The sequence below is a fragment of the Desulfosarcina alkanivorans genome (assembly GCF_009688945.1).
Taxonomy (GTDB): Bacteria; Desulfobacterota; Desulfobacteria; order Desulfobacterales; family Desulfosarcinaceae; genus Desulfosarcina; species Desulfosarcina alkanivorans.
Window position 1 is genome coordinate 82485 of record NZ_AP021874.1, and the last position, 12383, is coordinate 94867.

Consider the following 12383-nt stretch of genomic DNA (forward strand, 5'->3'; position numbering starts at 1 on the left):
GTCCACGACCGCTTCCTCTGGAATGCGGATACCGGGACGTGTTATGCCTGCTGGGCGTTGACCTGTCTGGCAAGACGGGAAATTTTGCGGGAAGCGGTCTTTTTGTGAAGCACGCCTTTTTTGGCCGCGTTATCGATGACGGATTTTGCAGCGTTGAGCCGTTCGCCGGCATTTCCCGCATCTTCCGTCACGGCGAGGCGCACATCCTTGACAACGTTTTTCACCCGGGTCTGTACCGCTTTGTTCCGCAGGCGCCGACGTTCGTTCTGGCCGGCGCGCTTCAATGCTGATTTATGGTTTGCCACCTTTTGTTACTCCTTTCGGAAATTAATAGGAAAAATACAAAACTTCCTGATAGCCAAAAAATTCGGGCAAGTCAAGGGTTTTTGTGCCTTCAAGGTAAGGCCGGTGCCACATGAAGTCCAACGCCGATCGCCAGACAACCAGTGAAAATCGAAAGGTCACCCGTGCCGCCGGCGTCGTCGGAGCGGCAACGCTGCTCAGCCGGATTTTCGGCTACGTGCGGGATATGGTACTGGCTTCTTTTTTTGGTGCCGGAATGGCGGCGGATGCCTTTATCGCCGCGTTTCGGATTCCCAATCTGCTGCGCCGGCTGTTCGGTGAGGGGTCGCTGAGTATCGCCTTCGTGCCCGTGTTTACGGAGGCCATGGCCAGCGGGGATCGCGACGACGGCCTGCGTCTGGCGGTGAGTGCGCTGAAATTGCTGCTGGTCTGCCTGTCGGTCGTGGCGGTGGTCGGGGTGGTGGTCGCACCGGCAATCATCCAGCTGGTTGCGCCCGGGTTCGCCCACACGCCTGAAAAGATGGCGCTGACGGTGATCCTGACCCGCATCATGTTCCCCTACGTGATCCTCATCGGTCTGGTGGCGCTGTGCATGGGCATCCTTAACGTGATGGGGCACTTTGCGGCGCCGGCCGTCGCACCGGTGCTGCTGAACCTTGCCATGATCGGCGCGGTGTTCGCCGTTTCCCGGTTTTCCGATTCGCAGACGGTTCGCGTCGTGGGACTGGCCGGCGGCGTGCTGGTGGGCGGGGTCATGCAGCTGGCCCTGCAGATACCTTTCCTGGTGAAGCATGGGGTGCGGTTCTGGAAACCATCCGGCATATGGCACCCGGGGATGAAGAAGGTCGGTATACTCATGCTGCCCACCATTTTCGGTGCGGCGGTCTACCAGATCAATATCCTGGTGGGAACCCTGTTGGCCTCCCTGCTTCCCGAGGGCAGTGTTTCCTACCTGTACTATGCCGACCGCCTGGTCCAATTCCCACTGGGTATCTTCGCCCAGGCGGCCGCGACGGCCGTTTTGCCCAGCCTTTCGCGACAGGCCGTGAATGGCGACCACGTGGGCATGGGAGACACCTTCGGACATGCCATGAGCCTGGTGCTGTTCATCACCATTCCGGCCATGGTGGGGCTGGTCGTCTTGCGTGACCCCATCGTCGCCCTGTTGTTCAAACGGGGCGCCTTTGACGCCCTGACCACGCGATTGACCTCCGATGCGCTTTTATATTATGCTCTAGGACTATGGGCGTTTTCTGCCGTTCGTATTGTGGTGTCGACATTCTACGCCCTGCAGGACACCCGGACACCGGTCAAATGCGCCACTATCGCCATCGCCGCCAACATTCTTTTCGGCATGGCGCTCATGGGCCCCATGAAGCATTGCGGGCTGGCCCTGGCAACCTCGCTGGCCTCCATGGTAAACTTGGTGCTTCTGGTCGTTGTGCTTAGAAAAAAGCTGGGGGTGATCCGGTGGCGGCTCATTTTTTTCACCTGCCTGAAAACGCTGGTTGCATCGGGCATCATGGCGCTGGGCGTGATGATGATATGCCACATTCTGATTCCCTTTGAAAACGGGGCGGGGTGGCTGCGGCTGCTGGCGGGAATCAGTGCGGGGGTCGTCGGTGGCAGCGTCGTTTTTTTTGCGGCGGCACGGATGATGAGAATGCCGGAATGGCAGATCGTGCGGGGGGTATTAAAAAGGAGTTGGAAGCGATCATGAACCTTCGCCAGAAAATTTTGTTTGCCGGCGCGGTGGTGGGGATGTTTCATCTGCTGCTGGTGATCGTTTTCGGCGACAAGGGGTTGGTGGAATTGTCGCGGCTGCGTGAAAAGGAGCAGTTCATGGCCCGGCAAAACGAAACCGTGGCCGGCGAGAACGTCAGCCTTTACCGAACCATCGGTCGTCTGAAGAACGATCCGGTCTACATCGAAAGCGTGGCCCGCAACGAATTGGGGATGGTCGGCAAGGATGACATCGTCATCCTGGGCCCGCGGAAAAAATAATCCGCCCCCTCTCGGCCGCCCCCCCGGGAGGTTTCATTTTCCCGCGGCCCCAATGCCCCGGGCCTCTGAGATAAAGGACAGCCAATGGACATGGATGGGGACAAGACCTTCTACACGATGACAATGGCCCGTGTTTATGCCGATCAGGGCCGGTATGAAGAGGCGGCCCGGATCTATCGTTATCTGCTCGACCAGACCCCCGACCGGACGGATCTCAGGCAGGCCCTGGATGCGGTTTCATCCATGCTGCCGGAGGCAGACGGGCAATGGCGTGACCTCACCGGTCTGGTCGAACAGTGGGTGCGGCTGATTCTCAGGCAAAAGGCGCTTCGGCGTCTTCAACAGATTTGTATTTCAACCACCGGCGCAGACCGTTAAACGGTTCTGGCCGGTAAACAGGCTTGTCAAGGAGCGAAAATGCGTGAATGGTGGAACCTGAAACGGAAATGGGCGTGGATCGTTGTCTTGACCTGCATGCTGCCGGTGATCGTGTCCGGTTGCGCTTCCACAAAAGGGGAATCAGCCGATCTGGATGCCGTTTCCGGTGCCGATAAGAACGACCCCCTCTACTATGATTTCGGAGACGTGCTGGTGCCGCGGGAGATGAAGGTTGATAAAAACGCCTCCTTCGTATTTCGTACGCCGGGACTGTCCGCCGGCGTGTTGTCCATGAAAGGCCGCGTGGACGGCCACTCCCTGATCACCTTTTTCGAGAACAACATGGCCAATGACAACTGGAGCCTGGTCAGTGCCTTCAAGTCTTTCCGCAACATCATGCTGTTCAAAAAGGAAAGCCGCTGGTGTGTGATCAACATTACCGAAAAAAGGCTGAACACCTACCTGGAAATCTGGGTTTCACCCACGGTCCAGGGGGCGGCCCCCAGCCTTTTTAAACAGGCCGGATGACGAATGGCGCCCATCGCTATGAAAAAAACCATTCTTCACGATAAAAATATTGTTCTGGGAGTATGCGGCGGCATCGCCGCATACAAAAGCGTCGACCTTCTCCGGCGGCTGGTAAAGCTGGGGGCGCGGGTGCGGGTGATCATGACCCGGAGTGCCGCCCGATTCGTGACACCCATGACTTTCTCGGTCCTGTCCGAAAACCAGGTGTGTGTCGACCTTTTCGATGAAACGGATGACGCCCCCATTCGCCATATCGCCTGGGCCGAAGCGGCCCAGGCCGTGGTGATTGCGCCGGCCACGGCCAACATGGTGGCCAAACTGGCCCACGGTATCGCCGACGATGCCCTGAGCACCTTCATGCTGGCCGTCACCTGTCCGGTAATGATCTGTCCTTCCATGAACTCGAACATGTTCGAACACCCCGCCCACCGGCGAAACCTCAAGCAGCTTGAATCGGACGGAAACCATATCCTCTCGCCCGGTGAAGGGGCGCTGGCCTGCGGCACGACCGGACCTGGCCGGCTGCCGGAGCCGCCCGAAATCGTGGACCGGCTGATCCGTTTCCTTTCCCCGGACGACCTGGCCGGGAAGAACCTGCTGGTCACCGCCGGTCCCACCCGTGAGGCCATCGATCCGGTGCGCTTCATCAGCAACCCGTCGTCGGGGAAGATGGGCTATGCCATTGCCCGGGCCGCCGAACATCGCGGTGCCCATGTGACGCTGGTCACCGGGCCGGTGTGCCTGGCACCACCGCTGAACGTCGAGGTGGTCCCTGTGGTGACGGTGGATGAGATGGCCGGGGCCGTCTTTTCGCGCATGGAAAAAGCCCACGTGATCGTCAAAGTCGCAGCCGTTTCAGACTACCGGCCCGTCAACACCGAAACCCACAAAATAAAAAAAGGTGAGGGTGAAATCCAGCTTGCCCTGGAACGCACCACGGACATACTCAAAACGATCGGCCGCCGAAAAAGAGACGGTCAGGTGGTGGTGGGATTTGCCGCTGAGACACGGGACATGGACACCTATGCCCGCAGGAAACTCGAGGAAAAGCGTCTGGACCTGATCGCCGCCAACCTCATCGGACCGCCGGATTCCGGGTTTGCCGCCGACACCAACCGCATGACCCTGTTTTTTGAAGATGGCCGCAAAACGGTCCTGGATGTCATGGACAAGGATGCCGTGGCTCACCTGATCCTGGATCAGGTGGTTGACCTGATGGGACGCAAAGGCGTCAGCGTCCGATGACCGATAAAACGCCACTGGTCGACATGATCCGGCACCTCCGGACCAGCCTGGCTCATCTCAAGGCAAACGGGTGCACCGGTTTTGATTGTTCACCACAGGGTCTGGAGACCCTGGCGCACCTGGGGGTGCCCTTGTCCGCGGGTCCGGCCGGGCAGGAAACGCTGGAAACCATTCGCGCCGATCTGGGGGACTGTACCCGGTGCCCGCTGTGCCGTTCAAGAACCCATATCGTGTTCGGTGAGGGAAACCCCGGCGCCCGGCTGGTATTCGTGGGCGAAGGACCCGGATTCGAGGAGGATCAGTCCGGTCACCCCTTTGTGGGGGCGGCCGGCCAGCTGTTGACCAAAATCATCGCAGCCATGAAGCTTTCCAGGGAGGAGGTTTACATCGGCAACATCGTCAAATGCCGTCCTCCCGGCAACCGTAACCCCCAACCCGATGAGATCAGCCGGTGCCTCCCGTTTCTCAAGCGCCAGCTTGCCGCCATCCGGCCCCGGGTCGTCTGTGCGCTGGGGAAAGTGGCCGCCCAGACCCTGCTGGAGGTCGACACGCCGATTTCCCGACTCAGGGGACATTTTCATGAGGCCCTGGGTGTCCCGGTTATGCCGACGTTCCATCCGGCTTATCTGCTTCGCAACCCGGAAAAGAAACGGGATGTGTGGAGCGATGTGCAGCAGATCATGAAAATGCTGGGGTAATATCCCCTGGCTGCTCCTTTGGGTCGTGAATTTTACCCTTTACCCCAAATTGCTTGTTCCTTCGCCTCCAAGGCGAACACAAGCCCGGCGTAATCAGGGCAATGGATTTCATCCCCAATCCTTACCTGCTGTAAAAGGGGTGTCATGCTATACCGAGCCATCATCGTTATTCTGCTCGTCGCGGTATCGTCCCTGCCGGCCGCCGGTGCGGCCCATGCGGGGCCGCTGCCCGTCTATCTGGTCCGGCTGACCGGCGCCGTCAGCCCCGGCAATGCCGATTTTCTGGGGTCGGCCATTCGCCGGGCCAACGCGGAAAGCGCCGGCTGCCTCATCGTGATGCTGGACACCCCCGGCGGGCTGGCCGAATCCATGCGCAAGATGGTCATGGCCATTTATGACAGCCGGATTCCGGTGGTGGTCTACGTGTCGCCGTCCGGTGCCAGGGCGGCATCCGCCGGCGTGATGATTACCATGGCCGCCGATGTGGCCGCCATGGCGCCGGGAACCCACATCGGTGCCGCGCACCCGGTCAACGCCGGCGGGAAGGACCTGGGGGAAACCATGGCCGAGAAGGTCACCAACGATATGGTGGCCTTCGTGAAAAGCATCGCTGAAAAACGGGGACGCAACGTTGAGTGGGCCGAGGAGGCGGTGCGTGAAAGCGTGTCGGTGACGGAAACCGAAGCCCTCGAGAAAAAGATCGTCGACCTGGTGGCCCGGGATCTGGATGACCTCATCGACCAGGTCCAGGGGCGTGAGATCGCGGACAAGGGGCGTGTCGACATTGACCCGGACAATCGGGTCTGGATTGCTGAATCCATGCGAACCCGGATCCTGAAGGCCCTCAGCGATCCCAACATCGCCTATATTCTGATGATGATCGGCCTGGCCGGCCTCTATTTCGAACTCTCCCACCCGGGTGTCATCCTGCCGGGGGTCATCGGCAGTATCGCTCTCGTCCTTGCCTTTTATTCATTTCAGACCTTGCCGGTAAACATCGCCGGCGTGCTGTTGATCGTGCTGGCAATCATTTTTTTCATTCTGGAAATGAAAATCGCCAGCTTCGGCCTGCTCAGTGTGGCCGGAATCATCAGCCTGCTGCTGGGATCGGTGATGCTGTTCGATCGGGTGGACGGCCGGATCGGGATCTCGTGGACCGTGATCGTTCCCACCATCTGCCTGGTGGGGGGCTTTTTCGCGGTGGTGGCCGGGCTGGTTTTCCGGTCCCGAACCCGGCGGCCCATGACGGGCGGTTCGGGGTTGATCGGAGAAGCCGGTGTGGTCAAGACACCGCTGACGCCTACCGGCCGGATACTGGTTCACGGTGAATTGTGGCTGGCCCGGTGTGCACGGCCGGTTGGGGTTGGCCAGCGGGTCCGGGTGACGGCCGTGGACGGCCTGACCCTGGACGTGGAGCCGGAGGCCCCGGTGGCCGAACCGTGATGACGCGGCGGTTCCTGATGAACATTGGACGATACGGGGTTGCATACCAGACCTCGTTGCCTTTATTCGCCCATTCGGGCCAAGAGACCTCAAGGAGGACGCCATGCTGCCATATATCGGAGCCATCGTACTGGTTGTTCTGTTCCTGTCCGCAGCGCTTCGAATCCTCAATGAATACGAAAGGGGGGTCATTTTCCGTCTTGGCCGGGTGATCCAGGCCAAGGGGCCGGGGCTGATCATCCTCATTCCCATCGTGGACAAGATGGTCAAGGTGAGCATGCGGCTGGTGGCCATGGATGTGGATCCCCAGGACGTGATCACCCGTGACAATGTGTCGGTGAAGGTCAATGCCGTGATTTACTTTCGGGTCATCGATCCCATCAAGGCCATCGTGGAGGTGGAAAAATACATCTACGCCATATCCCAGCTGGCCCAGACCACCCTGCGCAGCGTTTGCGGTCAGGCTGAGCTGGACGAGCTCCTCTCGGCCCGTGAAAAAATCAACGCCCAGCTCCAGGAGATCCTCGATACCCACACGGATCCCTGGGGCATCAAGGTGGCGACGGTGGAACTCAAACACATCGATCTGCCCCAGGAGATGCAGCGGGCCATGGCCAAGCAGGCCGAGGCCGAGCGGGAGCGGCGTGCCAAGGTGATCAACGCGGAGGGCGAATTCCAGGCCGCCGATCGCCTGGCCGCTGCCGCCAGGATCATCGACCAATACCCCACCGCCATCCAGCTGCGCTACCTGCAGACCATGCGGGAGATGTCCGCCGAGAACAACACGACCACCGTCTTCCCGCTTCCCCTGGACCTGTTCAGGCCGTTTATCCGGCTGGCGGAAAAGGGTAAAGGCGACTGACCCCCAAAAGGCCCGGTTCAACAACGGTCAGGCCCCGCTATTCGGACTTTTTGACGTGGTGAACCGGGTTCGATCCTTCCCGGGGAAGCCCCATACCCACAGAAGGTCGACTGTCCGATTGACATCCGACGGATCGGGTCAGGCCTTAAGGAGGATCCCGGCCGGCCCACCCATGACCCTTTGACCCTTATTTTGTTGATATCTGTATTGACATGCCCGGTCCAATGGGATTACAAAAATACCTTTTTGCCGATGACGGTGAATGTATTTTTAAACGGTTCCCATGGCCCCACGCGAGGAACAGGAAACGCCATGATCGACCCTGCGGCACTGGCTTTCGACATTGATGGTGTCATCGCTGACACCATGCACCTGTTTTTGGATATTCTAAGGGATCACTACGATGTTCACACGGTGCGGTACGAGGACATCACCTGCTACCGGCTGGACCACTGCCTGGATCTGGACGAGGCGGTCCTGGAGGGGGCGGTGGCCCGGATTCTCGACGGCGGATACCGGGCCACCCTGAAGCCCGTTCCCGGTGCCGGCCGGGTGCTGAGGCGCATCGCCGAGACCACGGGCCGCATCCTGATGGTGACGGCGCGGCCCGAGCCCGGCCCCATCACGAGCTGGATGAACCAGCTTCTCGACGGCCAGCATCACCGGGCGCGCATCGTCGCCACCGGTTCCTTTGAAGCCAAAACCGATGTGTTGCTGGAAAACGATATCAAGTGGTTCGTGGAAGACCGTCTGGACACCTGCCACCTGCTCAAGGCGGCGGGGATCACCCCCATCGTGTTCCGTCAGCCGTGGAACCAGGACGCCCACGATTATCTTCAGGTGGAATCATGGCCGGAACTCGCCCAGCGGATCGCATTCCCATGACCCGCCCCATGCTGACGGCACAGATCGACCTTTTCTTACAAGCCCTGGCTTCGGAAAAAGGCTACTCCACCCACACGATCCGGGCCTATGGACACGACCTGGCCGAGTTTGCCGGCTATGCCGCCGGCGGCGCGGGGTCGTCCGAAAAAAGAGCGACGCGGCCGCTGGCCGTTGCCGATATTGACAGCCTGACGATCCGGGGGTACCTGGGCCACCTGCACCGCAAGAACGAGAAAATTACCATCGCGCGGAAGCTGTCGGCCCTGAGATCTTTCTTTCGCCACCTGGTCAAACACCGACTGGCCGACGAGGATCCCACGGCTGCCATCCTGACCCCCAAGCACAGCCGGCGGATGCCTGCCTACCTGTCGGTTGACGACATGTTTCGCCTGCTGGATCAGGCGACCGACGACACGGTGCTGGGGCTGCGCAACCGGGCCCTGTTCGAAACCTTGTACGGGGCCGGCATCCGGGTTTCCGAGCTGACCGGCCTCAATGTATTTGATGTGGATTTTTCTTCCGGATGCCTGCGGGTGTCGGGTAAGGGGAACCGCGAGCGAATCGTTCCGGTGGGGGCCGGTGCCCTGGATCGCATCCAGGTTTACCGCGATGGCCTCTTTGCCCGGACCGGTATCGGCATGGCGACGGATGGCCCGCTGTTTTTAAACAAGAACAAGGGACGGCTTTCCGCCCGGTCCGTGGGCCGGATTCTGGAATCCCTGATTCGTAAATGCAGCCTGTCGGTGCCCGTATCCCCCCACGGGATCCGGCACAGTTTCGCCACGCACATGCTGGATGCAGGGGCGGACCTGCGGACGGTTCAGAAGCTGCTGGGCCACAAGAGCCTGTCCACCACCCAGAAATATACCCACGTGAGCATTGACCGGCTCATGGCGGCCTACGACCGGGCGCATCCCAGGAGATAGAAAGGACACGGATCCAACCATGACCCCGATACAACCTGAACAGCCCTTGCGGTTTCACGGCACCACCATCCTGGCGGTGCGTGGAGAGGATCGCGTCGTGATGGCCGGAGACGGCCAGGTCACCTTGAATAACACGGTGGTCAAACACAATGCCCGCAAGGTGCGTCGCATATACAAAGATACTATCCTGGTGGGGTTTGCCGGCGCCACCGCCGATGCCCTGACCCTGACCGAGAAGCTGGAGCAGAAGCTGGAGCGCTACAATGGGAACCTGACCCGCTCGGCCGTGGAACTGGCCCGGGACTGGCGGGCGGACAAGTACCTGCGTCGTCTGGAGGCCTTGATGATTGCCGTCGACGGCACCGCCATGCTGCTCATTTCGGGAAACGGCGATGTCATCGAGCCGGACGGCGGCATTGCGGCCATCGGTTCGGGAGGCGTGGCGGCCCAGGCGGCGGCAACGGCCCTTTTCGACCAGACCCGGCTGGACGTGCGCCGGATTGTCGAGGTGTCGATGTCCATTGCCGCCTCCCTGTGTGTGTATACCAACGATCGCATCACCATTGAAGAGCTATAAGTCCATGAAAGATCTGAAACCCGCTGATATCGTCGCTGAACTGGATAAATATATCATCGGCCAGCATGCGGCCAAGCGATCGGTTGCCATTGCCCTGAGAAACCGGTGGCGTCGCCGGCAGGTGCCCGATTCGCTGAAAGATGAAATCGCTCCAAAGAATATCATCCTGATCGGCCCCACCGGGGTCGGCAAGACGGAGATTGCCAGGCGGCTGTCCCGGCTCAGCGATTCGCCGTTCTCCAAGGTGGAGGCGTCCAAATTCACCGAAGTGGGATATGTGGGCCGGGACGTGGAATCCATGGTCCGTGACCTGGTGGAACTGACCGTCAATGCCGTCCGGTCGGCGCAGCAGGAGGCGGTCAAGGAAAAAGCGTGGCGAATCGCCGAAGAACGCATGCTGGATCTTCTGTTGCCCAAGGCCGATCACAATCGGCCGGACGCTGCCGGCGAAGGCGGCCTGGAAGTGGTGACCACCAGCGCAGACACGGCCTCATCGACACGGGAGAAACTGCGCAAGATGCTTCAGGCCGGCAAACTGGACAGCCGCTATGTCGACCTGGATGTGGCCGACCGCAGCATGCCCATGGTGGAGATCTTCTCCAATGTGGGCATGGAGGAGATGGGGATCAATTTCAAAGACATGCTGGGGCCCCTGATGCCCAAGAACACCCGCCGCCGCAAGATCAAGGTGCCTGAAGCCATGACGACCATGGCAGCGGAAGAGGCCCAGAACCTTGTGGATATGGAAGCGGTGATTCAGGAAGCGGTTAACCGGGTGGAACAGGCCGGCATCATTTTTCTGGATGAGATCGACAAAATCGCCGGCAACGGCAAGGGGCACGGTCCGGATGTCTCCCGGGAAGGGGTCCAGCGGGATCTGCTGCCCATTGTCGAAGGGTCCACGGTGAATACCAAGTACGGACCGGTGAAGACCGATCACATCCTGTTTATCGCCTCCGGCGCCTTTCATACCATCAAGCCCGCTGACCTGATTCCTGAACTCCAGGGGCGGTTTCCCATCCGGGTGACCCTGGACGCACTGACCCGCAAGGATTTCTTTCGCATTCTGACCGAGCCGAAAAACGCCCTGCTGCTTCAGTACATCGCCCTGCTCAAGACCGAAGGGGTCGAACTGGTTTTCTCAGACGATGCCGTGGCGCAGATCGCCGAGATTGCCGAAGAGGTGAATGTACGCACCGAAAACATCGGTGCCCGGCGTCTTCACACCCTCATGGAGCGGCTGCTGGAAGATATCCTCTTTGAAGCCCCCGATGTGCAGGATGCCCGCCTGACCGTTGATGCGGCCTATGTGGCGGACAAACTCAAGGCGATCAAGGACGATGAGGACCTGAGCCGGTATATCCTCTGAAGATTAATTATGAATCTTGAATGTTGAATGATTAATTGTTGATGGACCCCCTTAAGAGGATGGCGTCATCGGTTAAAAATTAATAATTCAACATTCAAAGTTAGTTTAGGAACAATCATGACTTCTGACCCCATGCCGGCCAATTCGACCGTCGCCGATATCCTCATCGAGGCCTTGCCCTACATCCGCAGGTTTTCCGGAATGACCGTGGTGGTGAAGTACGGCGGCCACGCCATGGTGGACGATCAGTTGAAAACCGATTTCGCCCGCGATATCACCCTGCTCAAGTTTATCGGCCTCAACCCGGTGGTGGTGCACGGCGGCGGCCCCCAGATCAACCGGGTTCTGGACCAGATGGGCATCCGCCCCCAGTTCGTGCGCGGCATGCGACTCACCGACGGTCCCACCATGGATGTGGTCGAGATGGTGCTGGGCGGCAAGGTGAACAAGGGGATCGTTGCCCAGATCAACCAGCAGGGGGGCAAGGCGGTGGGGCTCAGCGGAAAGGACGGCGGGCTGATCGAAGCCAGGAAGATGCGCATCGTCCATCAGGCCGATGCGGACAGTCCTCCGGAAATCATCGACCCGGGCATGGTGGGGGAGGTGACCCGGATCGACCCCGGCATCATCCATACCCTGTCCCAGCAGGGGTTTATTCCCATCATCGCTCCGGTCGGCGCCGGTGCGGCAGGGGAAACCTATAATATCAATGCCGATCTGGTGGCCAGTCACATTGCCGTGGCCCTGTCCGCCGGCCGGTTGATGCTGCTGACCGATGTGGACGGCGTGGTGGATGCACACGACCAGCTGATTTCTTCCATCGATGCGGCCACCATCGGCCGCATGATCGACGACGGCAGCATCAGCGGCGGCATGATTCCGAAGATCGAATATGCCCTGCACGCCATAAAAAACGGCGTGAAAAAGGTGCCCATCCTCAACGGCCGGCGCCGCCACGCCATTTTGCTGGAATTGTTCACCGATCGGGGGATCGGCACGGAGGTAATAGAGTAGCGTTTCAGGCCAACGGTGGAAGATTTCAGGGTTGATTCAAGGCGGCTCAACGTGTATCGACCCTAACTCAGAACTCAGAACTCAGAACTCAGAACTCAGAACTCAGAACTCAGAACTCAGAACTCAGAACTCAGAACTCAGAACTCAGAAC

The 12383-nt window shown here is 59.8% G+C and carries 14 protein-coding genes; 13 read left to right on the forward strand and 1 reads right to left on the reverse strand.

The features are described from left to right. Positions 1–41: 41 nt before the first annotated feature. Positions 42–305, reverse strand: a complete 264-nt coding sequence (gene rpsT / locus DSCA_RS00390) for a 30S ribosomal protein S20 (protein WP_155314567.1) — start codon at positions 303–305, stop codon at positions 42–44. A 110-nt stretch (positions 306–415) separates the two neighbouring features. Between rpsT and murJ the strand changes: the two genes are divergently transcribed. The 13 genes from murJ (at position 416) to argB (ending at position 12232) form a co-directional block, all read left to right on the forward strand. Then, a complete protein-coding gene (gene murJ, locus DSCA_RS00395) occupies positions 416–2023 on the forward strand; it encodes a murein biosynthesis integral membrane protein MurJ (protein WP_155314568.1) in 1608 nt (535 codons plus the stop codon). After that, positions 2020–2307, forward strand: a complete 288-nt coding sequence (locus DSCA_RS00400; RefSeq protein ID WP_167527540.1) for an FtsB family cell division protein — start codon at positions 2020–2022, stop codon at positions 2305–2307. Before murJ ends, DSCA_RS00400 begins: the two co-directional genes overlap by 4 nt. 84 nt (positions 2308–2391) lie before the next feature. Next, on the forward strand, positions 2392–2685 hold the full coding sequence (locus tag DSCA_RS00405; RefSeq protein WP_155314570.1) for a hypothetical protein: 294 nt from the start codon (positions 2392–2394) through the stop codon (positions 2683–2685). A gap of 39 nt (positions 2686–2724) precedes the next feature. Continuing rightward, complete coding sequence (locus tag DSCA_RS00410) at positions 2725–3213, forward strand: hypothetical protein (RefSeq protein WP_155314571.1); 489 nt, start codon at positions 2725–2727, stop codon at positions 3211–3213. 3 nt (positions 3214–3216) lie between these two features. Beyond that, on the forward strand, positions 3217–4458 hold the full coding sequence (gene coaBC, locus DSCA_RS00415; RefSeq protein WP_231716338.1) for a bifunctional phosphopantothenoylcysteine decarboxylase/phosphopantothenate--cysteine ligase CoaBC: 1242 nt from the start codon (positions 3217–3219) through the stop codon (positions 4456–4458). Then, positions 4455–5156 (forward strand): uracil-DNA glycosylase, encoded by a 702-nt coding sequence (locus DSCA_RS00420; protein WP_155314572.1) that lies wholly within the window; start codon positions 4455–4457, stop codon positions 5154–5156. Before coaBC ends, DSCA_RS00420 begins: the two co-directional genes overlap by 4 nt. 144 nt (positions 5157–5300) lie before the next feature. Beyond that, a complete protein-coding gene (locus tag DSCA_RS00425) occupies positions 5301–6599 on the forward strand; it encodes an NfeD family protein (RefSeq protein ID WP_155314573.1) in 1299 nt (432 codons plus the stop codon). A 103-nt stretch (positions 6600–6702) separates the two neighbouring features. Further along, complete coding sequence (locus DSCA_RS00430; RefSeq protein ID WP_155314574.1) at positions 6703–7461, forward strand: slipin family protein; 759 nt, start codon at positions 6703–6705, stop codon at positions 7459–7461. A 312-nt stretch (positions 7462–7773) separates the two neighbouring features. Further along, positions 7774–8346, forward strand: a complete 573-nt coding sequence (locus DSCA_RS00435) for a 5' nucleotidase, NT5C type (RefSeq protein ID WP_155314575.1) — start codon at positions 7774–7776, stop codon at positions 8344–8346. Further along, positions 8310–9272: a tyrosine recombinase XerC gene (locus DSCA_RS00440; protein WP_231716339.1), complete on the forward strand. Its 963-nt coding sequence runs from the start codon at positions 8310–8312 to the stop codon at positions 9270–9272. The genes DSCA_RS00435 and DSCA_RS00440 overlap by 37 nt, the downstream gene beginning before the upstream one ends. 19 nt (positions 9273–9291) lie before the next feature. Continuing rightward, positions 9292–9849 carry an ATP-dependent protease subunit HslV gene (gene hslV / locus DSCA_RS00445; protein ID WP_155314576.1) on the forward strand — a complete coding sequence of 186 codons (558 nt, stop codon included), beginning with the start codon at positions 9292–9294 and terminating at the stop codon, positions 9847–9849. A 4-nt stretch (positions 9850–9853) separates the two neighbouring features. Then, positions 9854–11218, forward strand: a complete 1365-nt coding sequence (gene hslU / locus DSCA_RS00450; RefSeq protein WP_155314577.1) for an ATP-dependent protease ATPase subunit HslU — start codon at positions 9854–9856, stop codon at positions 11216–11218. Between the two features lie 117 nt (positions 11219–11335). After that, on the forward strand, positions 11336–12232 hold the full coding sequence (argB, locus tag DSCA_RS00455; protein WP_231716340.1) for an acetylglutamate kinase: 897 nt from the start codon (positions 11336–11338) through the stop codon (positions 12230–12232). The last annotated feature ends 151 nt before the right edge of the window (positions 12233–12383 follow it).